The organism is Arthrobacter sp. AOP36-F1-5 (genome assembly GCF_058137995.1).
This window is the reverse complement of record NZ_CM176892.1, coordinates 671,331-694,177: the sequence shown is the minus strand read 5'-3', so window position 1 is coordinate 694,177 and position 22,847 is coordinate 671,331. Positions and strand designations below refer to the sequence as shown.

Here is a 22,847-nt window from a genome sequence, read left to right as displayed (position 1 = left end):
CTCTCCTGTTCTGACGGGGTTTCCTGTAAGCAACTCTACAACCGCGGGCAAGCCCCGAAGCGGCGTGGACCCGCCGATGTGTCCAACATCAAAAACCGCCCGGACACGGGATCAACCGATCGGTTGATCCGGGCTGCCGCGGGGCTCCGTAGCGTCGAAGACAACCCGACGAGAACCCCTCCAGGAAGGCCCCACCATGACGTCCCTCGATACCAGGAAGCCCGCCGTGGGAGCCCCGGACCCCGGATCCGGGCCGCGACGGCGGGTGCGGATCCTGATCCCCGCGGTGTTGATCATCCTGTGGTTCGTCGCCTTCTCCATGGGCGGCCGGGCGTTCTCGGAAGTCAACGCGGTCTCGGTCAACGACCCGGCCGAACACCTGCCGGCGAGCGCCGAAGCCACCCTGGTACACGAACTCCAGCCCGGGTTCCGCTCCTCCGACGCCCTACCGGCCACCCTGGTCTTCACGGCCGACTCCCCACTGGATGAGGAACAGCTCCAGGGGATCCAGGGGCTGCTCGATGACGTCCAGACCCTGGACACCGTGGTCCCCGGATCGGTCTCCCCGGCCCGGCCCAGCGAGGACGGTCTCGCCGCAGTGAGCTTCGTTCCGTTGAAGACCCACGCCGCCGACGGCTCGGATATCAAGACCCGCGTCTCGGTGGAGGACCTGCGTTCCTTCCTGGCCGAGAACCCGGTCCCGGGGGTCTCGACCTATGTGGCCGGCCCGGCCGGCATGAGCGCCGACATCGGCGGTGCCTTCGCCGGCTTGGATGGCCTGTTGCTGCTCGTTGCCCTGGCCGTGGTCCTGGTCATCCTGGTCATCGTCTACCGCTCCCCGCTGCTGCCGATCATCGTCCTGGGCACGGCCATGGCTGCCTTGACGGGGGCGATGGCACTGGTCGTCGCTCTGGCGAAGGCCGGGGTGCTGACCCTGTCGGGGCAGACCGAGGGGATCCTGATGATCCTGGTCATCGGGGCCGCAACCGACTATTCACTGCTCTACGTCTCACGCTTCCAGACCGAACTGGCCCGGTTCGGGCGGGGCTGGGAGGCCACCTGGGCCGCCCTGCGCGGGGCGATCGGCCCGATCCTCGCCTCGGGTGGGACGGTGATCGCCGGTCTGCTGTGTCTGCTGCTGAGCGAGATGAACTCCCACCGCATCCTGGGCCCGGTCGCCGCCCTGGGCATCGTCTTCGCCATGCTGGCTGCGCTGACGCTGCTGCCGGCCTTGCTCATGTGGGCCGGCAAGGCAGCCTACTGGCCCCGCAAGCCCCGGGCCCTGGATGCCGATGCCCCGGCCACCCGCGACGAGGGCACCGACACCGAGAGGTCCAGGGCCTACGCCCGCACCGGACGCGGGCTCTGGCCCGCGGTCACCCGACTGGTCTCCTCCCGCCCGCGCACGGTCTGGATCGCCACCGCCCTGTTGCTGGTCATCGGCACCCTGGGGGTGGGCCAGTTGAAGGCCGACGGCATCTCCCAGACGGACTTCGTCATCGGGCAGACCGGTTCCAAGGCGGGCCAGCAGGCCCTCGGCGAACACTTCGCCGCGGGGTCCGGCGCCCCGACAGTGGTCATCGCCCCGGAGGACCAGGCCCGGGACGTGACCGCCGTGCTCACCGAGGACCCCGGCGTCGACGCGGTGGGCCGCCCCACCGAACACGACGGCCAGGTCATGCTCAATGCCACGTTGAAGGACGCCCCCGAATCAACGCAGGCCGAAGAGACCGTCCAACGGCTGCGCACCGAGTTCGACTCCCCCGCCTTCGACGACCAGGTGCTGGTGGGTGGGGACACCGCCGTCGCACTGGATACCCGCGACGCCTCCATCCACGACCGCAACCTGATCATCCCGATTGTCCTGGGGGTGATCGCCCTGATCCTGGTGGTGCTGCTGCGGTCGATCGTGGCTCCGCTGATCCTGGTGGCCAGCACGGTCCTGTCCTTCGGCACGGCACTGGGCGTTTCGGCACTGGTCTTCAATTCGGTGTTCGATTTCCCCGGCGCCGACGCTTCCGTGCCGCTCTATGGTTTCGTCTTCCTCGTCGCCCTGGGCGTGGACTACAACATCTTCCTGATGACCCGGGTCCGCGAGGAGGCCTCCATCCACGGGGCCCGGGTGGGGATCCTGCGTGGGTTGCGGGCCACCGGCGGAGTCATCACGTCCGCCGGGCTCGTCTTGGCTGCGACCTTCGCCGCCCTCGGGGTGCTTCCCGTGCTGTTCCTGGCACAGCTGGGCTTCATCGTGGCCTTCGGCGTGCTCCTGGACACCATCGTGGTCCGTTCCCTGCTGGTCCCTGCCCTGGCCTACGACCTGGGCGAGAAGCTGTGGTGGCCCGGACGCAGCCGGAAGGCCTGATCCCGGCAGCGCCCGTCGCTGAACCGCGCCGACAGACGGTCACGACGACACGAAAAACCCCTCGTCCGTTGCCGGACGAGGGGTGATGGTGGTTCTTACTGGATTCGAACCAGCGACCTTTCGCGTGTGAAGCGAACGCTCTAACCAACTGAGCTAAAGAACCGGATGTCACGCCACGATGGCGTACCTAGAAAGGGTACCGGAGGCGTGGCCCGCCACCAAATTAGTCGAGCCCCTCGTGACCCCTTTCGCATCCTTCCCGATCTCCCCTCCCGACGCACAGCCACCGGCAGCATCCGGCGGTCCCGCCCCCGACGAATGGCACCTGGGGTAAAATCCGGCGCATGGATGTCTCCCGCCCCGGCGCCAACGCCTCGAGGGGCAATGCGGCGGAGACGGGATCGGGCAACGGCGGGTTCTTCCACGCCATGAGGGAGTCGGAATAATGGTGCTGTCCGGGCAAACCACCTGGTGGCAGATGCTCATCTGCCTGGCCGTGGCCCTGGTCCTGTCCACGGCCATCGGATTCGAACGCCAACTCAAGGCCAAGTCGGCGGGCATGCGCACCCACACCCTGGTCGGTGTCGGTGCCGCCCTGTTCACGATCGTGAGCAAGTACGGGTTCTCCGATGTGATCGCCCCGGCCGTCCAGGACCACATCAACCTCGACCCCTCCCGGGTGGCGGCCCAAATCGTTTCGGGCATCGGTTTCATCGGCGCAGGGCTCGTCTTCGTACGACGCAATAAGGTCCGTGGGCTGACCACCGCCGCCTCGGTGTGGCTGACCGCGGCCATCGGCACGGCCTCCGGGGCCGGGCTGATCATTCCCGCGGTCTTCGTGGTCTTCGCCCACTATGTGGTCGCCTACACCTATCCCTGGCTCGTGCGCCGCACCTCCCTGGGCAACCGGACCGAACATGGCCTGCGCGTCAGTTACGTCGATGGCACCGGGGCCCTACGGGCCATCCTGCAGGCCTGCACGACCCAGGGATTCCAGATCCAGGGGTTCTCCACCGAACGCGAAGACGGTGGCAGCGGTGGGACCATGAGCCGGCTGATGAAGGGGGCAGAAGCGAAATCCGCCGCCGGCGAGGTCGGGGTCGAGCTCGAGATCGAAGGGACCGGGGCCCTCAACGAGCTGGTCCACCGGCTCTCGGAACTGGCGAACGTCACCGGTGTCACCGTGGAGGACCAGGCCGAATAGGCTGGGACCGGCAGTGCCCACCGGCGGAGAAGAATGCCGGGCGGGGCCGGAACAGCAGGAGAACTACGAAGTAGCGCGTTGCGGTGGCCTGGCCATCGCCAAGAAGGAGGACCCACGGGCGGACTACAGGCCTGGCATCTTTTGATAATCCTGGTGGTCGCCGCCGTGGTCACCGCCGCCGTCGTCGTGATCATCCTGGCGGTCTGCAAACCGAGGGCCGGTGTCGGCGCGCGCCACGGAGCGGGCCTGCCCCAGGGGCCGCCGCCCCAAATCGGGTACACGATGAACGGGCAGCCGATATACCAGCAACCAGTCCCGGCTCAGACTAACGTGCTCGCCATCCTGGCCCTGGTCCTGGGGCTGTTCACCGGCATCCTCGGTATCGTCTTCGGACACATCGCCCGTTCCCAGATCCGCAGCACCGGCGAAGGCGGAGCCGGATTGGCGCTCGCCGGACTGGTCATCGGCTACGTCTGGGTGGGACTCTTCCTGCTGCGCGTCGTCCTCTAGACCCCGTCCTCCCCCTCCGGCCCCACCCCCCGATGAAGGCGGGTCGGCGCCATCCCCTCCGGGCGATGCCCTACGCTATGGCCATGGGCCGTTACGACGATCAACCGATCGAGTTCACCGCTTCCCGAAGGCGGAAACCACAGCGTCGCTTGAAGGGGGCCCGCGTCGGATCACTGGTCGCCGCGGGAGCACTCGTCCTACTGATTTCCGGCCCCGCTCCGAGTCCGACGGAAGCCAAATGGGTCGACCCCGAGCACGCCTCGGCGAACGTGACGGCGTTGACCGTCCCCTCCCTTTCCGCGCCCCCCACGTGCGAAACACTGGACGTAGTCCTCGGGCCCCGGAGGAAGGAAGCGAAGATTGTATGGAAAGCGCCTGAAGAAAAGCTTTCAGCTCCGATGCGCTACGAAATCAGGACGACCAACACCACGGCGGAGCCGACCACGACGAAGTCCATTTTCCTGAAACAGGGAACGACGTCGCATACCTACTCGGATCCCACGCTCGGCGGCCTGGATTTCAAGGAGACGACCACCCTGGAGGTGCAGGTGCTGGTTGTCATTCCCGATTCCCAGACCAACCCGACCCGTGCTCTCTGGGAGAGCCCCGCGCCACCAGCCGCGCAGACCGTAACGTGGAACCGAATCGATATATCCAGGGGCAGCTATAGGTGTGCGGGCGACTAGCAACCCCGCGGGAACACCGGTGGGACCCGGACGGCCCCGGGCAGCGCCGGGCAGCGCCGGGCAGCGCCGGGGAATGGTGGAGCCCCCTGCCGGATTCGAACCGGCGACCCCCTGTTTACAAGACAGGTGCTCTGGCCAACTGAGCTAAGGAGGCGGATGCGCCGGATGCCCGGCAGCATGAACAAGATTAGCCCAGGTGCCCTCCGGTGCGGAAACGGGCGGCTCCCGCCGCAGCAGGAGCCGCCCGGACGGCGATAGCGGCCGGGGCTACTTGTTATCCGCCACTGCCTGGTCGAGGACCTCCTTGAAGTCCTCCTCGCCGATCTTCCATTCGTGGCCGTTGATGTAGGCGGCCGGGGTTCCGCCGACTTCGTACTTCTGGAACCCGGCGTTGACGTATTCCGCCCAGGGCCGGAATTCGGTGCCGTCGGCGCAGGAGGAGATGTCCCCCGCCCCGGATTGTTCGGCGATCTTGGCCAGCTTCGCGTTGGGCAGGCCGGAGCCGCCTTCCTCCGGCTGCTGTTCGAACAGCGCGGTCAGGTAGTCGCTGAACGCCTCGGGCTTGGCATCGGCAACACAAGCCACCGCGTTGGCGGCCCGCGAGGAGTAGTTCGTGGAGGACATGCGGTCCAGGAACGTGGCGATCCGGTATTCGAGGGTGATGTCGCCGTCGTCGGCCAGCTTCTCCAGATCGGCACCGTATTGGCTCTCGAAGTCCTTGCAGACCGGGCAGCTCATGTCCGCGTAGATGACGACCTGGACGGGGTCGCCCTTCTTGCCTTCGGTCACCCCGCCGGGGACGCTCTTGCCGTCGATGCTCCCGGCATCGGGTACCGCATCCTTGTCGACCGACATGGTCGGGGTCTCGGTCAGGCCGTCCGAGGTGAGCGTGTATCCGCCGTACTGGTTGCCGTGGGCCGGGGCCTGTCCGGCATCGGGGATGCTCGTCTTGTTGTTCTGCATCACGAGCGTCACGACGACGGCGATGATCGCGATGATCGCCACCAGGACACCGAGCTTCAGGAACAGGGAGTTGCGTTTCTCTGCCGTCTGTTGCCGTGCGTGGAGCTGTCGAGCCTGCTCACGGGCGGTGGCGTTCCTCTCGGCCTTCGGCGGCCTCGGGGTGTTTGATGCCATGAAAGTACATTCCTACTCTGCTGGATCGGACGGGAAACCCCACTTAGTTTAGGGCACCGTTCCTGTGTGCCCGCCGTGAAGGGAGTGCAGGGCCCGCCCCGGGCGCATAAGCTCGGGGCAGAAGAGGTACGTCCACGCACCCCAAGGAGGCAAGCCGTGCCCAATACAGTGAGCAGCATGCAGGATTACCGGAGCACGACGGCGTCACGCGAACGCCGCGCTCCGGTCACCGCCGAGAAGAAGGCAGTCACCGGCGAATTTGATTTCGTGGTCGTGGCCAACCGTCTGCCCGTGGATCGGGTCGTCACCGCCGAGGGCGTCTCACAGTGGCGCCGCTCCCCCGGTGGCCTGGTCACCGCGTTGGCCCCGGTCATGGCCTCGGCCGAGGGTGCCTGGGTCGGATGGCACGGTGCCACCGACGAGGAGCTCGAGGAGTTCAAGGAAGACGGCATGCATCTGGTTCCGGTGCCGTTGAGCCAAGAGGATGTGGAGCTGTATTACGAGGGGTTCTCCAACTCCACCCTGTGGCCGCTCTACCACGATGTGATCATGCCCCCGGAGTTCCACCGCACCTGGTGGGACCGTTACCGCGAGATCAACGTGCGTTTTGCCGAATCGGCAGCAGCGGCCGCTTCCAAGGGCGCCACCGTGTGGGTGCAGGACTACCAGCTCCAACTCGTCCCCCGCCTGCTGCGGGCCATGCGCCCGGATCTGAAGATCGGTTTCTTCAACCACATCCCGTTCCCTCCGATGGAGATCTTCGCGCAGCTGCCCTGGCGCCACCGCGTCCTGGAGGGGATCCTCGGCGCCGATCTGATCGGTTTCCAACGCCAGTCCGATGCCAGCAACTTCCTGCGCTGCGTGAAGCGCTACCTCGGGTTCACGGTCAAATCCCAACGCGTGCACGTCCAGGACGAGGACGGCACCCCGCGCCGGGTGGCCCGGGCCGAAGCCCACCCGATCTCCATCGATTCGGCGTTGATCGCCACCCTGGCCGAGGACCCGGCGGTGCTGGCCCGCTCCCGCGAGATCCGCGCCGATCTGGGCGATCCCGATGTGATCCTGCTGGGCGTCGACCGGCTGGACTACACCAAGGGCATCCGCCACCGCATCAAGGCCTTCGGGGAACTGCTCGCCGACCAGGAACTGACCGTGGGCCAGGCCACGCTGGTCCAGGTCGCCAGCCCCAGCCGCGAACACGTCGACCACTACATCACCCTGCGCGAGGACGTGGAGGGCAGCGTCGGACGGATCAACGGCGAATACGACACCATGAGCCACACCGCGGTGCGCTACCTGCACCACAGCTACCCGGTCGAGGAGATGGTGGCCCTCTACCTGGCCGCCGACGTCATGCTCGTCACCGCCCTGCGCGATGGCATGAACCTGGTCGCCAAGGAATATGTGGCGGCCCATGCCGATAACCGCGGGGCCCTGGTGCTCAGCGAATTCGCCGGCGCCGCCGACCAGCTGCGCCACGCCGTGCTGGTGAACCCGCACGACATCGACGGGATGAAGGAGTCCATCATGGACGCCATCCGCATGCCCGAGCAGGAAGCCGCCCGACGGATGCGCATCATGCGCCGCCAGGTCAGCACCAACGACGTCGCCCGCTGGTCGCGCGACTTCCTGGCCTCGTTGGCGCGGACCGAGGAGGACTGAGCATGGCCCTGGATGCCGACCTTCGTCACGCCCTGGAGCGCCTGCGCGATGTCAGGCTGCTGCTGGTGGCCATGGACTTCGACGGCACCATGGCCCCGTTCGTGGACCGGCCCGAGGACGCCCGGGCCCTGCCGGCCGCCGCTGAGGCCTTTGCCGGTTTGGGCGAGCTGGACAACACGGTCACCGCGCTGATCTCCGGCAGGGATCTGGAGAGCCTGCGCACCGTGGCCCGGCCGGAACCCCACGTCCTGCTGGTGGGAAGCCACGGCGGCCAGCGGTGGGCGCCCCCCGAACTGGCCGCCGATGCCGGCGGCCTGGACCTGGGCCGGGACCAGAAGGCCCTGCTGGCCACCGCGGCCTCGGTGCTGGATGAGGTCAGCGCCCGGCATCCCGGGACCACGCTGGAACACAAGCCGGCCGGCGTCGTCCTCCATGTCAGGCAGGCGGAGGCCGCGGTGGGGGCCTCGGCCCTGCGCGAGGCACGCAGCCGGTTGGAGTCCTTGACCGGCCTGGCCCTCTCCGATGGCAAGAACGTCCTGGAGGCCTCAGTCATCCGGGCGGATAAGGGCGCGGGCCTGGACTGGCTGCGCGAGGTCGTCGACGCCGACGCCGTCCTGTTCGTCGGCGACGACGTGACCGACGAGGACGCCTTCGCCGTGCTGCGTCCGGGCGACGTCGGGGTGAAGGTTGGTCCGGGGAAGACCCGGGCCCCGTTCCGGGTCGACGGAATTGGTGACGTCCCGGCACTTCTGCAATCGGTCCTCGGTGTGCAATGATTGTGACACCATTCACAACGGACCGTCGGGCACGTACCTGCCCGTGAGGGGATAGATCAATCATGGCCACTGTCACTTTTGACCAGGCAACCAGGCTCTACCCGGGCACTTCGAAGCCCGCAGTCGACCAGCTCAGTCTCGATGTCGCCGACGGGGAATTCCTCGTTTTCGTCGGACCTTCCGGTTGCGGCAAATCAACATCGCTGCGCATGCTCGCCGGGCTGGAGGACGTCAACTCGGGACGGATCCTCATCGGCGACCGCGATGTCACCGATGTCCCGCCGAAGGACCGTGACATCGCCATGGTCTTCCAGAACTACGCGCTCTACCCCCATATGTCGGTCGCCGAGAACATGGGCTTCGCGCTGAAGATCGCCGGCATCGACAAGGCCGAACGCGCCGAGCGCGTCCGGGAGGCCGCCAAGCTGCTGGACCTCGAGGACTACCTGGACCGCAAGCCCAAGGCCCTCTCCGGTGGCCAGCGCCAGCGTGTGGCCATGGGCCGTGCGATCGTGCGTTCCCCACAGGTCTTCCTCATGGATGAGCCGTTGTCGAACCTCGATGCGAAGCTGCGTGTGCAGACGCGCACGCAGATCGCCTCGCTAACCCGTCGGCTGGGCGTCACCACCGTGTACGTCACCCACGACCAGGTCGAGGCCATGACGATGGGCGACCGCGTCGCGGTCCTCAACGCCGGGATCCTGCAGCAGGTGGACACCCCTCGCAACCTCTACGACCGTCCGGCCAACGTCTTCGTTGCCGGCTTCATCGGCTCCCCCGCCATGAACCTGCTGGAGCTGCCCGCCGTTTCCGGTGGCATCGAATTCGGCAACTACACCTACCCGGTGGACCCGGCCGTCCTGGCTGAGGCCAACGGCCAGACGATCACCTCCGGCGTCCGCCCCGAAGACCTGGAGATCGTCGGGGCCGGTGAAGGCCTGGACGTCGAGGTCGACGTGGTCGAGGAACTCGGCGCCGACGCCTACGTCTACGGCCACGCCACCCTGGATGGCCGCGAGTACCCGATGGTCATCCGCGTGGACGGGCGCAGGCCCCCGCTGAAGGGCTCGACCGTGATGGTCCGCCCGAAGGCCGAGCACATCCACATGTTCGACACCAAGACCGGGCAGCGCCTGGGTGATCCCGAGGCGGCCAACGCCCCGCAGGCCTCGCTGGCCGACGTGGAGAACCTCGTCGATTCCGAGTAACCACCACCGGTAGCCGACGGCGGCCCCGCCTTCACCGCGAAGGCGGGGCCGGCGTCGTTCCACCCGCCTGGCCCGTGGGGCCCGGCGCAGAACCGAGGATGCGATGACCCGCCATTACGCCAGCTGGCACAACGAACCGACCGACTACAGCCAGCACGGCAAGCTCCCCCGTGAAACCGCGATCAGCGACGAGACCCCGCGCACCTCGCTGGGTGGTTCGTTGAACATCACCTCGGCCACCATGGATTCGGCGCTGCTGGACCTGCCGTGGCATATTCCGTTGGAGGACTGGCCGGCCAGGAACCTCGCGGCGCTGCCGCGCGGCATTTCCCGCCACGTCGTCCGCTTCGCCCTGCTCCGTGAAACCGTCATCGCGGTCAAGGAGACCGGGGAGCATATCGCCCGGCATGAGTACCACATGCTGCGCAAGCTCAACCGGTTGGGGGTTCCCTGCGTGGAGCCGGTGGCCGTCATCAGCGGCCGTGCCGACGAGAACGGGGAGGAACTGGACCCGGTCCTGGTGACCCGGCACCTGAAGTATTCGCTGCCGTATCGCGCCCTGTTCTCCCAGCGGCTCCGACGCGAGACGTTGCACCGGCTCATCGACGCCCAGGCCCTGCTGCTGGTCCGGCTGCATCTGGCCGGCTTCTACTGGGGCGATGTCTCCCTCTCGAACACCCTGTTCCGCCGGGACGCCGAATCCTTCGCCGCCTACCTCGTGGACGCCGAGACCGGGGAACTGTACCCCTCGCTCTCCGACGGCCAACGGGAATACGATCTGGAGATCGCCCGGGTGAACATCGCCGGTGAGCTGATGGACCTGATGGAGGCCTCGTTGATCGAGGACTCGGTGGACCCGCTGGCCACCAGCGAGCAGATCATGGACAGCTACCACCGGCTGTGGCAGGAGCTCACCCGGCGCGACCACGTCGATCTGGCCGAACGGTGGCGGGTCGACGAGCGGATCCGCCGGCTCAACGACCTGGGCTTCGACGTCGACGAAATCGCCTTGCGGACCACCGCCGACGGCACCCAACTGCAGATCCAGCCCAAGGTCGTCGACGCCGGGCACCACCAGCGCCGGCTGCTGCGCCTGACCGGTCTGGACGTCCAGGAGTTCCAGGCCCGGCGGCTGCTCAACGACATCGACGCCTTCCGTGCCCGCAAGCATCCGGAGATGGACGAGGAACTCAACGCGGCCCAGTGGGTGCACGAGGTCTTCGATCCCATCACCCAGGCGATCCCGCGTGAACTCCACGGCAAGCTCGAACCGGCCCAACTGGTCCATGAGGTCCTGGAGCACCGCTGGTTCATCTCCGAACAACGCGGCAGCAACGTCCCGATGTCCGAGACCATCGAGTCCTATATCGAAACGATCCTGCGCCACCGTCGGGACGAGGCGGCGATCATGCTCAATCCCCCGTCGGGGGTGTTGGACGCAGTCGACCAGCCCGAGGACGGGGACTAGCACCCCGGGCTGGGTCGACGGCCCCGATCCACGCGGTCAGCCCAGCCAGATCCACCTCACGATCAGCAGTGCCGCGATGAGGTAGAGGATCCAGTGGGCTTCCTTGATCCGCCCGGAGCACACCTTGATGAGTGCGTAGGAGACCAGGCCGACGGCGACGCCCTCGGCGATCGAAAAGGTCAGCGGCATGACGATGATCGTCAGGAACGCCGGCAGGGATTCGGAGATGTCGTCCCATTCGATATGTCGCGCCCCTTCCATCATCAACGCCCCGACGAGGATGAGTGCCGGGGCCGTGGCCGAGGTCGGCACGGCGGCGATGACCGGGGAGAAGAACATCGCCAGGCCGAAGAAGCCGGCGACGGTGACCGCGGTCAACCCCGTGCGGCCCCCTTCCTCGACCCCTGCCGCCGATTCGACGTAGGCGGTCGTGGTCGAGGTGCCCAGGGCGGCACCGCTGAGCGCAGCGAGTCCGTCCATCGAGAACAGGGTCTTCGCCCGCGGCATCTCGCCGTCCTTGCCGATCATGCCGGCCCGCTGGCTCAGCCCGGTGAGGGTTCCGGTGGCGTCGAAGAAATCGACGAAGAAGAACGTGAACACCACCGACAGCAGTCCGGCTCCCAGCGCCCCGCCGATGTCCAGGTGGAAGGCGAGGTCACTGGGCCAGATGGGCATCTGGACCGGAGAACCCCCGAAGCCGCCGAAGGCCGCGAACGTGCCCTCCTCGGCGCCCGGGTAGACCGGCAGCCGGCTGACGACGGCGATGAGGGTCGTGGCGATGATCCCTACCAGGATCGCCGCCTTGACCCGCAGTTTCATGAGCACGGCGATGATCAGCAGCCCGAGCAGCCCCAACCACACATGTGGTTTGGTGACGTCGCCGATGCTGACCAATGTCGCGTCGTCACTGACGACGAATCCCATGTTCTTCATGCCCAGGAAGGCCAGGAAGGCACCGATTCCTGCGGTGATCGCGTACTTCATGCTGATCGACAGGGCCCGGGCAATCGCTTGCCGGACCCCGAAGATGCTCAGGATGATGAACAGCACCCCCGAGATGAACACGGCACCGAGCGCCGTCTCCCAGCGGTATCCCAGCCCCAGGACCACCGTGTAGGAGAAGTAGGCGTTCAGCCCCATGCCGGGTGCCTGGGCGAAGGGGTAGCGGGCGATCAGACCCATGTACAGCGAACCGAGGATCGCCGCCATGCAGGTGACCATCACCAGTTGGGTGAACAGGTTCCCCACATCGGGCATCTGCCCGGCCATGGCATCGTTGAGGATGCTCGGGTTCACGAAGATGACATAGCTCATCGCCAGGAACGTCGTGATGCCGGCGCGAAACTCTATGCCGTAGGTCGACCCGTGTTCGCTGACCTTGAAGTATCTGTCGATCGCGCTCCGGTGCGCGGCGGAGGTTTTTTCCGGTGGAACACTTTCCCGTTTCGGGGTGTTGGTACTCATTGTTCTCCTTTGAACTGTGGTGGAACCACCATGACGTGGCGCATCGGGTCCGCAGTGGACGATGGCCCGCCTGATCCGTGGGGATCCCGAGGATTACTCTGGCGTACGGGTACGGGTCGCCACACCCCCCATCCAGACGCGGTCGATATCCGCGCTGGTCCCGTTGGCGAAGACTGCGGCAAGGGCGCGATCGGCGCTGACGGCGTTCCGCAGGATGGCTTCGAGGGGGGTCCCGGATGGCGGGTTGACCTCGATCGCGTCGAAGACGGCGCCGACGCTGAGATGGCCGACGTCGTCATGGCCCAGGGCGCGGGCCCCGGACACGGTGGCCAGATGGAGCAGATGAGCCGGCCCCAACGCGAGGCCGTTCGGTTGCAACTGCTGGTGGAAGTAGGCCTGTAGGCCTTCCTTGAACTGGTTGAATCCGGTGCCGGCCCCGACATCGGAGCCCAGCGAGACCCGCACCCCGGCTTCGAGGTGTCTGCGCAACGGAAACAGGCCGCTGCCGAGGGAGGAGTTCGACGACGGACAGTGGGCTACCGCGGTCCCGGTCTCGCCCAGCAGGGCCAGTTCGGCATCGGTGGGGTGGACGTTGTGGGCCAATAGGCTGCGGGGCCCGAGCAAGCCGTGCCGATCGTAGACGTCGCTGTAGCTCGAGGCGGTCGGGAACAATGCGGCCACCGCCGCCATCTCCGCCTGGTTCTCGTTGACGTGGGAAGTGAAGAACAGGTCGGGGGCGCCCTCGAGGGTCTCCCGGCAGGAGTCGAGCAGGTCGGGGCTCGCCGAGAGCGCGAACCGCGGGGTCACGGCGTATCGCAGCTTCCCCTTCCCGTGCCAGCTGTCGATCAACCCCGCCGCGTCGGCGGCCGCCCGTTCCGGGGTGGTGTGGAGGTCCTCGCGCAGCTCCTGGTCCGCCACCACCAGTCCCGCGGTCATCCGTAGTCCGCTGTGGTGCGCGGCCCGGAACAGGGCGTCGGTGGCCGGGACGTAGTGGGCCCCGAAGGCCAGGGCGGTGGTGGTTCCGGCACTGATCAGTCCGTTCACGAACTCGTCGGCGACCGCCCGGGCATGGGCCGGGTCGGCCATGCGGGCCTCCTCGGGCAGGGCGCAGTGCTCGAGCCATTCCAGCAGCGGCATCCCCAGTCCACCGATGATCCGCAACTGCGGGTAGTGCACATGGGTATCGACCAGCCCGGGGAGCAACAACCCCTCGATGCCGGTGAGTGTCGCGGACGGATGGAGTCGTTGGGCCTCGGCGAGGGAGCCGCGGAAGGTGATGACACCTTCGGTGACGGCGAGCGCACAGTCCTCGGCGCGCAACCCGCCGCCCTCGAAGGGGTCCCGGGGGGTGTCCAGGATGCGGCCGTGGAAGATCGTCGTGGGAGCAAGGTCGTCGTGGATCATGGGGTGGCTTTCTGGAAGACGCGCATGAGGTCGGCGGCGACGCTGATGGCGATGACGGCGGGGTGTTTCCCGGTGAGATCGGGAACCCCGATCGGGCATTGGATACGTTCGATGGCTGCGTCGGCATGGCCTTCGGCAGCAAGTTTCTTGCGGAACCGGGACCATTTCGCCGAGGAGCCGATCACTCCGATGCTCCCGAGACTCCCGCGCCGCAGGGCGGCGTCGCAGAGGATCAGGTCTTCGGCGTGGTCATGGGTGAGGATCAGGACATGGGCGTCATCAGGGAGTTCGGCGATCAGGGTCTCGGGGGCCGGCAGGGTGTGCAGGTGCACGGTGGCCGGGCCCTCGCTCAACGTGGCGGTCAGGGTCTCGTCGACCATTCCCCGCCTGGTATCGGCCAGGTGGAGGGTCAGCTCGGTCCTGCTGAGGATCCGGGCCAGTTCCTTGCCGACGTGTCCGGCCCCGAAGACCGCCACCGTGGGGCGGCGGCCGATCGGCTCCATGAGCACCCGGACGGTGCCGCCACAGCATTGGGTGCCGTAGGCGACCTGCGCGTGCTCATTGAGGCCGAATTCGGTTTCGGCCACCTCCTCGGCCCCCTGACGCAGCATCGTGCGGGCCTGTTCGGTGACGGTTGCTTCCATGTTGCCCCCGCCGACGCTGCCCGAGGTGGTGCCCGCGGCGATGAACATCTTCGCGCCGACCTCGCGGGGCGAGTGTCCGCGCACCTCGATGATCGTCGCGAGTATCCCGGCGGTCCCGGTGGCGCGGGCACGGCTGAGCCCGGTGATCCAATCCATGCTGTTCCACCCCCGTCATTCGGCCGGCAGGGCCGGGGAGGGGGTCCTCCGACGGACCTGGTCCAACGCCCAGTACACGGCTTCGGGGGTGGCCGGGGACGGCAGTTCGACCTGCTGTCCCGGCTCGCCGAAGGCCGCGGCGGCGGCCCGCAAGGCCTCCCGCACCGCGATCGAGAGCATGAGCGGCGGCTCCCCCACCGCCTTGGACCCGTAGACGCTGCCATCGTCGGTGGGGTGGACATACAGATCGACGTTGAACACCTGCGGCAGTTCCGAGAAGGAAGGCAGCTTATAGGTGCTCGCCGCCTGGGTCAGCAGTTTGCCGCGGTGCGGGCCCTCGCTGGTATCCCAGCGCAGGTCCTCCTGGGTGAGCCATCCTGCACCCTGGACGAAGGCCCCCTCGATCTGCCCGAGGTCGATCAGCGGCGACAGCGAACTACCGACGTCGTGCAGCAGATCCACCTGCCGGGTCGTATACGCCCCGGTGTACCCGTCGACCTCGACCTCGGCCACAGCGGCACCGCGGGAGTAGTACTTGAACGCATTGCCCTGGTAGGTGCTCGGATCGAAGTAGAGGCCCTCGGTACGGAAGTAGCCGGTCGCCGAAAGGGAGACGCGTTGCTGGTAGGCCGTCTCGACGAGCTCGGCCCAGTCCACGGTGTTCTTCGTCCCCAGACCACTGACGACTTCGCCGCTGATGCGCACATCGTTGGAGTTCACGCCCAGCATGCCGGCGGCCACCGGGGCCAGCCGGTCCAGGATGAGTTCGCAGGCGTTCTTCACTGCCCCGCCGTTGAGGTCGGAGCCCGTCGAGGCGGAGGTGGCCGAGCTGTTGGGCACCTTATCGGTCCGGGTCGGGGCCAGTCGCACCCGGCGCAACGGCAGGCCCAACGCGGTCGCGGCGACGTGCAGCATCTTGGTGTGCAGCCCCTGGCCCATCTCCGTCCCCCCGTGGTTGATCAGCACCGATCCGTCCCGATAGATCAGCACGAGGGCCCCGGCCTGGTTCAGGACCGGCTTGTTGAACGAGACACCGAACTTCACCGGGGTGATGGCCAGGCCCCGTTTGACGTGCTGGTTCCGGGCGTTGAAATCGGCGACGTCGCGCAGTCGGGCGTGGTAATCGCTGCTCTGTAGGAGCTTGTCCCAGATGTCTCCCATGCGCGCGGCCTGGCTGACCTCCTGCCCATAGGGGGTCCTCTGGCCCGGGGCGTAGAAGTTCCGGCGGCGGATCTCCTCTTCGTCGATGCCCAGTTTCGTGGCCGCCTGACCCAGCAGGTCCTCGGTCACGATCATCCCTGCCGGGGCACCGAATCCACGGAAGGCCGTATGGGAGGTCTTGTTCGTCCGGGCGATCCGGCCGACGACGTGGACGTTGGGAAGGTAGTAGGCGTTGTCCACGTGGCACAACGCCCGGCTGACCACCGCGGGCGAGAGGTCGACGCTGAACCCCCCATCGGCGGTCAGCACCGCCTTATAGGCCAGGATGTGACCCTCGTCGTCCAGCCCGGCCTCCCAGGTGGCGTGGAATCCGCCTCGTTTGCCGGTCATGGTCAGATCCTGGGTGCGGTTCAACCGCAGGCTCACGGGCCGGCCGGTGAGCACGGCCCCCAGGGCGGCGACGGAGGCGAACGCGTTGGCGTTCGTTTCCTTCCCGCCGAAACCTCCCCCCATGCGCAGGCACTGCACGGTCACCTGGCTCGAGGAGATCCCCAACACCCGGGCGACGACCTCCTGGGTGTGGCTCGGGGCCTGGGTCGAGGACTGGATGAAGACCTGTCCCCCCTCGTCGATGGTGGCAAAAGAGGCTTGGGTCTCCAGGTAGAAGTGTTCCTGGCCCTGGATGTCGATCCCCCCGCTGAGACGGTGCGGGGCCGTCGCCAGGGCCTCATCCGCGTCGCCACGGTGCAGGGTCCCCGTCGGTCCCTGGAACGCCCCGGCGGCGATGGCCTCCTGGGTGGTGATGATGGAGGGCAGCTCGGTCTGGGTGATCTCGATGGCCTCGCTGGCCAGCCGGGCCTGTTCGAGGGTCTCGGCGAGGACCCAGGCCACGGGTTGGCCGTGGAACTGCACTTCCGCGGGGAAGAGGGTCTCGTCGCCGATGTCGCCGTAGTCGTTGAGACCGGGGACGTCTTCCGCGGTGAGCACCCGGGCCACCCCCGGCATGGTCCGGGCCGTGGACGTGTCCAGGGAATCGATGCGGGCGTGGGCGCAGAACACCTGCAACGGCCAGGCATGCAGGACGTTGGCGGAACGGTGCGGCAGGTCGTCGGTGTACAGCGCGTGACCGGTGACGTGGTCCCACGCCGCCTCATGTGGCATGACGACCCCGGCAGCACTGTCCCGGGGGATGTCGGCCAGGGGACGGGACGAGAACGGTTTCATGATCCGACCTCCTCGTGGAAGCGGCGTATGGATTGGGCGAGCGTGGCACTGCGGTAGGCGGCGCTGGCCCGGTGGTCGGACATCGGTGTCCCTTCGGCCTCCATGACCTCCGCGGCGGCCTCGAACGTCCGGGCCGTCCATGGCTGGCCGAGCAGCGCGGCTTCGGTGTCCCGGGCGCGCAGCGGCGTGGCCGCGGCTCCCCCGACGCCGATGCGGATGTGCTCGATGCTCCCGTCGGTGACGGTCGCGGCGATGGCCACCGCCACCGAGGAGATGTCGTCGAATCTGCGTTTGGCGACCTTGTAGAACCTGGCCACCGGCGCCATGGGTGTCGGGATGCGCACCGCACGGATGAGTTCATCGGCCTCACGCACGCTTTGCCGGTACCCGGTGAAGTATTCGGCCAAGGCCACCGTCCGGTCTCCTCGCGGGGAGCTGAGCACCAGATCGGCGTCCAGGGCCAACAGTGCCGGGGCCAGATCGCCGATGGGTGATCCGGTGCCCAGGTTCCCGCCGATCGTCGCGGCATTGCGGATCAGTCGGGAGGCGAACAGGGGGAAGAGTTCGGCGAGCAGGGGCACCGATCCGTCCAGGAGCCGCTCGACTTCCGACAAGGTCAGCGCCGCCCCGATCTCCAGGTGGTCCCCGTCCTGGCGGAACCGCCGCAGTTCGGGCAGCTGGTCGATGGCGATGGTCAGCGGGGCGCGGCGATGCTTGATGGTCAGCTCGACCCCCCAGTCGGTCGAGCCGGCCAGCAGGACCGCTTCCCGGGTCGAACCGAGCAGTTCCAGAGCTTCGGCGAGATCCGCCGGGCGCACGAAGGTGCCGGACTCGCCGTCGAGGCGCAGTGGCCTGCTGGCCGGCGCCGGTTGGTTCCGCCGCCGGGCGATCGGATCATCGGGATCGACCTCGCCGAGGGCGAAGGCCGCATCGCGGATGGGCCGGTAGCCGGTGCAGCGGCACAGGTTTCCCGACAGGGCATGGAGGTCGAATCCGTTGGCCCCGATCTCCGATTCATGCCCGGGGGTCGATTCGTATCTGGTGGCTGGTTCGGTCCTGGTCTCCGTGGGCGCCGAGGTCCGTGGGGGCAGCCAGGATTCCAGCGGTCTGGCCTGGTCGTCGGCGACCATCGGCCAGGGAAGTTCGTTGCCCGAGGGGACGGGCTCGGCGGTGGAGACGATTTCCGAGGTCGAGGGGGCCGAGCCGCAACCACCGGGGCCGCAGGCGCAACCGGTCCGGTCTTCACGGTAGTACTCGGCGGCCATCGAGGAGACGAACCCGGGGGTGCAGTAGCCGCACTGGGAACCGCCCCGCTGGGCCATTTCCTGCTGCACGGGGTGCAGCGCCTCGGCGGAGGCCAGCCCCTCGGCGGTATAGATCTCCTGACCGGCCAGCGCGGCGGCGGGGACCAGACATGAGTTGATCGAGGTCCAGCGGGTGCCACCGTCGCCGTCGGGGCGGGATACCATCACGGCGCAGGCCCCGCATTCGCCCTCCGCGCAGCCCTCCTTCGGGCCGGTGATTCCGCTGCCGCGCAGCCACTGCAGCGTGGTCGTATGCGGGGCGACGTCGGCGACGGACATCCCCCGGTCGTTGACGCTCACGGTCGTGGCGGACGCGTCGTGGGCGGTGTGATCGGCAATTCCGGTCATGATTGACCCTCCTTCGACCTATCCAGCCAGAGGGCCGATCATCCGTGGATCGGTACTGCTGCTGGCATGGTTGAGGTCGACGAGGTCAGGAAAGCCACACCAGGTTATCCATGCGAACAGGTGATGACTATTGTGATGCAGCTTACATCCCTCATCGGCAAACCGGAAGTGGTGTCCCCGACCCGCCCCGTCATGTTGCGTCACCTGCACGACCACCGGTGCCGCGCGTCCCCGTCGTTAGCGCGATGCCGTGGGAACGGTGGTTCCTGCCAGTGTGAAGGCCGCCGCACTGAGCGCCCGACCACCGAGGACGACGCCGGAGTCCCCTTCGATCTCGCAGGTGACGTTTCCGTGGCTCCAGGCAGGCACCGGCGTCCCGACCGCCCCGAGGCCTTCCAACCGGAGTCCTTCGGCGGCATCACGGAAGAGCACGACCAGAACCGCCTCGTGGCGGTCTTCGCGGATGAAGGCGAGCGTCCCGCCGTCGGCGTGGAGCCACCGTAGCCCCCCGGAGGTCAGTGCCGGATGCTCCCGGCGCAACGTCGACAGCGCGGTGTAGAGACCGCGCAGATCGGTCGGGATCCTGCTCGGATCCTCCCAGGGCATGGGGGTGCGGGATTTCTCCCCGTTGAAGCCCTCGAGCCCGAATTCGTCCCCCATGAAGACCATCGGCACCCCCGGCAGGGTGAACTGCAGGGCCACGGCCAATGGCTGCGCTCCTGGAAGGATGGCGCTGGCCGCCCGGGCGGTGTCGTGGGTGTCGATCGCGTTGAGGTTCGCCAGGCGCACCCGCCAGGGGAAGGCCGCGGCGAAGTCCAGATGGGTGTCCAGGAACTCCTCGGCGCCGGTGCTGTCGGGGCCCCGTTGGGGCAACCCGTAGAAGTCGGGCCACGGCTGGGAGGTCACATTGGACTGTGGTGCCACCGCGGCACCGTCGTCCTGCCAGGTGCGCGGGCGGGCCAGCCACTGCCACAGCGGGCGGGTGAAGTTGGTATAGGTCATGGCCCCCTGCCAGGTGTCCCCCTGGAAATCGGGGGCCGCGTCGGAGGTGGATTCGGCCACCAGCAGGGCCTCGGGGTTGATCTGGTGCATCCGTCGGCGGATCATCGAGGCGATCTCGTGGTTGAAATCGTCGGCGCCGGCCCGCCCGGTCATGTTCCCGACGTCGATCCTCCAGCCGTCCATGTCGAACGGCGGCTGCAGCCAGCGGGCCACCATCGAATCGTCGTCCAGGATGAACCGGTCACGCAGCCCCTGCGAGCGCCAGTTGAACTTCGGCAGGGAGTCCACCCCGAGCCAGGCCAGATACTCGGTGTTCTCCTGGCTGAAGTAGTAGAAATCGGATTCGGGGGCCGCCGGGTTCCGGTAGGCGGCACGGAACCATTCGTGGGCGTCCCCGGAGTGGTTGGTCGTCAGGTCACCCACGACACGGATTCCGCGGGAGTGCGCATCTTCGACGAGTCGGATGAGTGCCTCGTCGCCGCCCAGCAGCGGGTCGACCCCCGCGAAGTCGGAGGCGTCGTAGCGGTGGTTGGAACGGGCCGGGAACATCGGGGTCAGGTACAGCACGCTCGCCCCGATCTGCTCGAGGTGGTCCAGATGTTCGCCGATGCCGTCCAGGTCCCCGCCGTAGTACTGGTAAGGGGTGTCCGGGCCGCGCCCGATGACCTCGCTGGTGTCCCACTCGGCGGCCACCGCCCACTCGGGTAGTTCGCGGTCGTCGGCCGCGGCGGAGCGGGCGAAGCGGTCGGGGAAGACCTGGTACATCACCGAGCGGTGGATCCATTCGGGGATCGCGGCCCCGGCGCAGATCCTGAAGTCCTGGACATCGGGGGTGTCCCGGGTCGAGGTCCCGCGGGCGTTGACCCAGAGCGACCCGGTCCCGGTGCGCATCACCCAGCGGTAGTTCTGTACGGGGTTGACCACGGTCAGCAGTGCCTGCCACCAGACCCAGCCGTCGGCCTCACCCAGCCGGGTCGCCTGGTCGTAGTGGGGTTCCGCGTCGCGCACGCTGCGCAGCCAGACCCCGCCGGGGGTGGGTTGGTCCGAGGGAACCCGCAGCCGGACGGCAACGTCCTGTCCCAGGACGGGGTCCTGACGGTCGACATGGAGTGCGGATCCGTCGTGGTGTGGCGCTTGAATCATTGATGCCTCCTGCTGGATAGTCTCTCATCCTCGGATTTCGGCAAACACGATAGTGATGCACGCCATAATTGTAAGCGCTCTCACAGGCAGGAATACCACCTGCGTCCGACGCATACGGACTCAATGCAAGCGTTTTCACGGACTGGCGACCGCGGCTAGGCTGGACCGCATGCGACCAGCCCCTGCCTTGAGCGCGGTGTCGGATCTGCCGGCCGCCGCACCCCGCCCCGACGTCCCCCCGACGATTCCGCCCGGGGCCTTCGCCCGCGGTCCCCTGGCCCACAGTCCCTCCACGGACCGCTCCTGGTGGCGCAGTTCGGTGATCTACCAGATCTATCCGCGCTCCTTCCGGGATCTGCACGGTTCGGGCACCGGAAACCTGGCCGGCATCACCGCCGAGCTCCACCAGATCGCCCGGCTGGGGGTCGACGCGATCTGGCTCTCCCCCTTCTACCCCTCCCCGCAGCACGACGCCGGGTACGACGTCTCCGACTACACGGATGTCGACCCGCTCTTCGGCACCCTCGAGGATTTCGACGCCCTCATCGCCCGGGCCGACGAGCTGGGACTGCGGGTCATCGTCGATCTGGTCCCCAACCACTGCTCCGAGGAGCACGCCGCCTTCCGCGCCGCCGTGGCCGCCGGACCGGGGTCGACGGAGCGCGAACTGTTCATCTTCCGTGATGGTCGGGGCGCAGCGGGACAGGAACCACCGAACAACTGGCAGTCACACTTCGGCGGGCCCGCCTGGACCCGCATCACCGAACCCGACGGCGCCGAGGGACAGTGGTATCTGCACCTCTTCGACTCCTCACAACCCGATTTCAATTGGGATGCCGAGGCCGTCCACGTCGAGTTCGAGAGGATCCTGCGCTTCTGGCTCGATCGCGGGGTCGCCGGTTTCCGGGTCGACGTTGCCCACGCCCTGGTCAAGGAACCAGGTCTGCCGGATTGGGGTGGAAACGCCAACGGATCCCCGCGCGAGGGCTTCCCCTTCTCCGAGGCCCCCATGTTCGGCCGGCCCGGGGTGCACGAAATCTATCGCACGTGGCGCGACATCCTCGCCGAGTACGACGGCGAACGCATCCTGTGTGCCGAAGCCAACGCCCACCCGGTGGACGCGGTCGCCGATTGGGTCCGCCCGGAGGAGATGCACCAGGCCTTCAATTTCCCGTATCTCAATACCGGCTGGGATGCCCCGGCCTTGCGTGCCGTGGTGGACCGGTCACTGGCGGCCTTCGATGCGGTGGGGGCACCCAGTACCTGGGTCCTGTCCAACCACGACGTCAGTCGCCATCCCACCCGTTTCGGCGTCCCCGCCGGCGCGCGCTCCGGGGATGGCGTGGGCCCCCGGGACCCGCAACCGGACCATGAGCTCGGCCTGGCCCGCGCCCGGGCGGCCACCGTGTTCATGCTGGGCCTGCCCGGCGGGGCCTACCTATACCAGGGCGAGGAGTTGGGCCTGCCCGACCACACCACCCTCGAGGACCGGTTCCGTCAGGACCCGAACTTCTTCAGGACCGCTGGCCAGCGGGTCGGGCGCGATGGCTGCCGCGTCCCCCTGCCCTGGACCCCTGCGGGCCCGACACTGGGGTTCGGCCCGTCGGAAACCGCCTGGTTGCCCCAACCGGCCGGGTGGGAACGGCTGGCGCGTTCCGCCCAGGACGGCGACCCCTCCTCGACCTTGTCGATGTACCGGCGGGCCCTGGCGGCACGCCGTAGGCTGGAGCTCGGCGCGGGTGGGCTGCAGTGGCTCGATACCTGCCACGCCGACGGGGTGCTCGCCTTCGAGAACTCCGGCATCGACGTCGTCCTGAACACCACCGAGGCCCCGGTGGCCCTTCCTCCCGGGGAGGTCCTGCTATCCAGCGGCCCGGTTCCCGGCGACGTCGACGGCGTGCTGGAACTGGCCGCGAATGCGGCGGTCTGGTTGCGGCGCACAACATAGGGAACCGGTCGGATCCACGCCCCTGGACGGAAGGAC

The 22,847-nt window shown here is 67.8% G+C and carries 16 protein-coding genes and 2 tRNA genes; 9 read left to right on the top strand and 9 right to left on the bottom strand.

Annotated elements, in window-relative coordinates; all coding sequences use genetic code 11:
- Window positions 1–196 precede the first annotated feature (196 nt).
- Window positions 197–2,362: an MMPL family transporter gene (locus tag AC3ZI9_RS03155; RefSeq protein ID WP_489923828.1), complete on the top strand. Its 2,166-nt coding sequence runs from the start codon at window positions 197–199 to the stop codon at window positions 2,360–2,362.
- Between the two features lie 86 nt (window positions 2,363–2,448).
- Here AC3ZI9_RS03155 and AC3ZI9_RS03150 read toward each other — a convergent pair.
- Window positions 2,449–2,525 (bottom strand) — tRNA-Val (locus AC3ZI9_RS03150).
- A gap of 282 nt (window positions 2,526–2,807) precedes the next feature.
- Here AC3ZI9_RS03150 and AC3ZI9_RS03145 point away from each other — a divergent pair.
- The 3 genes from AC3ZI9_RS03145 to AC3ZI9_RS03135 all read left to right on the top strand — a co-directional run bounded on the left by AC3ZI9_RS03145 (window position 2,808) and on the right by AC3ZI9_RS03135 (window position 4,762).
- On the top strand, window positions 2,808–3,566 hold the full coding sequence (locus tag AC3ZI9_RS03145; protein WP_444555494.1) for an MgtC/SapB family protein: 759 nt from the start codon (window positions 2,808–2,810) through the stop codon (window positions 3,564–3,566).
- Window positions 3,567–3,719: 153 nt separating this feature from the next.
- Window positions 3,720–4,076, top strand: a complete 357-nt coding sequence (locus AC3ZI9_RS03140; protein WP_444555493.1) for a DUF4190 domain-containing protein — start codon at window positions 3,720–3,722, stop codon at window positions 4,074–4,076.
- An 83-nt stretch (window positions 4,077–4,159) separates the two neighbouring features.
- Complete coding sequence (locus AC3ZI9_RS03135; RefSeq protein WP_444555492.1) at window positions 4,160–4,762, top strand: hypothetical protein; 603 nt, start codon at window positions 4,160–4,162, stop codon at window positions 4,760–4,762.
- A gap of 77 nt (window positions 4,763–4,839) precedes the next feature.
- On the opposite strand, the gene AC3ZI9_RS03130 is transcribed toward AC3ZI9_RS03135, so the two are convergent.
- Both AC3ZI9_RS03130 and AC3ZI9_RS03125 read right to left on the bottom strand, forming a co-directional pair.
- A tRNA-Thr gene (locus tag AC3ZI9_RS03130) sits at window positions 4,840–4,916 on the bottom strand.
- Window positions 4,917–5,029: 113 nt separating this feature from the next.
- Window positions 5,030–5,899 (bottom strand): DsbA family protein, encoded by an 870-nt coding sequence (locus tag AC3ZI9_RS03125; RefSeq protein ID WP_444566937.1) that lies wholly within the window; start codon window positions 5,897–5,899, stop codon window positions 5,030–5,032.
- A 177-nt stretch (window positions 5,900–6,076) separates the two neighbouring features.
- On the opposite strand from AC3ZI9_RS03125, the gene AC3ZI9_RS03120 reads away from it, so the two are divergent.
- The 4 genes from AC3ZI9_RS03120 to AC3ZI9_RS03105 all read left to right on the top strand — a co-directional run bounded on the left by AC3ZI9_RS03120 (window position 6,077) and on the right by AC3ZI9_RS03105 (window position 11,013).
- Window positions 6,077–7,561, top strand: coding sequence for an alpha,alpha-trehalose-phosphate synthase (UDP-forming) (locus AC3ZI9_RS03120; RefSeq protein WP_444555501.1), 1,485 nt, complete (start codon window positions 6,077–6,079; stop codon window positions 7,559–7,561).
- Between the two features lie 2 nt (window positions 7,562–7,563).
- Entirely contained in the window at window positions 7,564–8,337 is a 774-nt protein-coding gene (gene otsB / locus AC3ZI9_RS03115; RefSeq protein WP_444555490.1) for a trehalose-phosphatase, read from the top strand.
- A gap of 62 nt (window positions 8,338–8,399) precedes the next feature.
- On the top strand, window positions 8,400–9,545 hold the full coding sequence (locus AC3ZI9_RS03110; RefSeq protein ID WP_444555489.1) for an ABC transporter ATP-binding protein: 1,146 nt from the start codon (window positions 8,400–8,402) through the stop codon (window positions 9,543–9,545).
- A 103-nt stretch (window positions 9,546–9,648) separates the two neighbouring features.
- Window positions 9,649–11,013 (top strand): DUF4032 domain-containing protein, encoded by a 1,365-nt coding sequence (locus AC3ZI9_RS03105; RefSeq protein WP_444566938.1) that lies wholly within the window; start codon window positions 9,649–9,651, stop codon window positions 11,011–11,013.
- 36 nt (window positions 11,014–11,049) lie between these two features.
- Here AC3ZI9_RS03105 and AC3ZI9_RS03100 read toward each other — a convergent pair whose 3' ends face one another.
- The 6 genes from AC3ZI9_RS03100 to AC3ZI9_RS03075 all read right to left on the bottom strand — a co-directional run bounded on the left by AC3ZI9_RS03100 (window position 11,050) and on the right by AC3ZI9_RS03075 (window position 20,863).
- A complete protein-coding gene (locus AC3ZI9_RS03100; RefSeq protein WP_444555487.1) occupies window positions 11,050–12,477 on the bottom strand; it encodes an NCS2 family permease in 1,428 nt (475 codons plus the stop codon).
- Between the two features lie 93 nt (window positions 12,478–12,570).
- Complete coding sequence (locus tag AC3ZI9_RS03095; protein ID WP_444566939.1) at window positions 12,571–13,881, bottom strand: guanine deaminase; 1,311 nt, start codon at window positions 13,879–13,881, stop codon at window positions 12,571–12,573.
- Window positions 13,878–14,681: a xanthine dehydrogenase accessory protein XdhC gene (gene xdhC / locus AC3ZI9_RS03090; RefSeq protein ID WP_444561844.1), complete on the bottom strand. Its 804-nt coding sequence runs from the start codon at window positions 14,679–14,681 to the stop codon at window positions 13,878–13,880. Before xdhC ends, AC3ZI9_RS03095 begins: the two co-directional genes overlap by 4 nt.
- Window positions 14,682–14,696: 15 nt before the next feature.
- On the bottom strand, window positions 14,697–17,066 hold the full coding sequence (gene xdhB, locus AC3ZI9_RS03085; RefSeq protein WP_489923827.1) for a xanthine dehydrogenase molybdopterin binding subunit: 2,370 nt from the start codon (window positions 17,064–17,066) through the stop codon (window positions 14,697–14,699).
- The gene (locus AC3ZI9_RS03080) at window positions 17,063–18,718 is read right to left on the bottom strand and encodes a xanthine dehydrogenase small subunit (protein ID WP_444561846.1); all 1,656 of its coding nucleotides are present in this window, start codon (window positions 18,716–18,718) and stop codon (window positions 17,063–17,065) included. The genes xdhB and AC3ZI9_RS03080 overlap by 4 nt, the downstream gene beginning before the upstream one ends.
- A gap of 237 nt (window positions 18,719–18,955) precedes the next feature.
- The gene (locus AC3ZI9_RS03075) at window positions 18,956–20,863 is read right to left on the bottom strand and encodes a glycoside hydrolase family 13 protein (RefSeq protein ID WP_489923826.1); all 1,908 of its coding nucleotides are present in this window, start codon (window positions 20,861–20,863) and stop codon (window positions 18,956–18,958) included.
- A gap of 169 nt (window positions 20,864–21,032) precedes the next feature.
- On the opposite strand from AC3ZI9_RS03075, the gene AC3ZI9_RS03070 reads away from it, so the two are divergent.
- The gene (locus AC3ZI9_RS03070) at window positions 21,033–22,811 is read left to right on the top strand and encodes a glycoside hydrolase family 13 protein (protein ID WP_444555481.1); all 1,779 of its coding nucleotides are present in this window, start codon (window positions 21,033–21,035) and stop codon (window positions 22,809–22,811) included.
- The last annotated feature ends 36 nt before the right edge of the window (window positions 22,812–22,847 follow it).

Coding starts and splice junctions, on each gene's coding strand:
- AC3ZI9_RS03095 (WP_444566939.1), bottom strand. CDS start 13,881: ATGATCCACGACGACCTTGCTCCCACGACGATCTTCCACGGCCGCATC.
- xdhC (WP_444561844.1), bottom strand. CDS start 14,681: ATGGATTGGATCACCGGGCTCAGCCGTGCCCGCGCCACCGGGACCGCC.
- AC3ZI9_RS03135 (WP_444555492.1), top strand. CDS start 4,160: ATGGGCCGTTACGACGATCAACCGATCGAGTTCACCGCTTCCCGAAGG.
- AC3ZI9_RS03145 (WP_444555494.1), top strand. CDS start 2,808: ATGGTGCTGTCCGGGCAAACCACCTGGTGGCAGATGCTCATCTGCCTG.
- AC3ZI9_RS03125 (WP_444566937.1), bottom strand. CDS start 5,899: ATGGCATCAAACACCCCGAGGCCGCCGAAGGCCGAGAGGAACGCCACC.
- AC3ZI9_RS03070 (WP_444555481.1), top strand. CDS start 21,033: ATGCGACCAGCCCCTGCCTTGAGCGCGGTGTCGGATCTGCCGGCCGCC.
- AC3ZI9_RS03110 (WP_444555489.1), top strand. CDS start 8,400: ATGGCCACTGTCACTTTTGACCAGGCAACCAGGCTCTACCCGGGCACT.
- AC3ZI9_RS03075 (WP_489923826.1), bottom strand. CDS start 20,863: ATGATTCAAGCGCCACACCACGACGGATCCGCACTCCATGTCGACCGT.
- AC3ZI9_RS03100 (WP_444555487.1), bottom strand. CDS start 12,477: ATGAGTACCAACACCCCGAAACGGGAAAGTGTTCCACCGGAAAAAACC.
- AC3ZI9_RS03080 (WP_444561846.1), bottom strand. CDS start 18,718: ATGACCGGAATTGCCGATCACACCGCCCACGACGCGTCCGCCACGACC.
- AC3ZI9_RS03155 (WP_489923828.1), top strand. CDS start 197: ATGACGTCCCTCGATACCAGGAAGCCCGCCGTGGGAGCCCCGGACCCC.
- AC3ZI9_RS03120 (WP_444555501.1), top strand. CDS start 6,077: ATGCAGGATTACCGGAGCACGACGGCGTCACGCGAACGCCGCGCTCCG.
- AC3ZI9_RS03105 (WP_444566938.1), top strand. CDS start 9,649: ATGACCCGCCATTACGCCAGCTGGCACAACGAACCGACCGACTACAGC.
- xdhB (WP_489923827.1), bottom strand. CDS start 17,066: ATGAAACCGTTCTCGTCCCGTCCCCTGGCCGACATCCCCCGGGACAGT.
- otsB (WP_444555490.1), top strand. CDS start 7,564: ATGGCCCTGGATGCCGACCTTCGTCACGCCCTGGAGCGCCTGCGCGAT.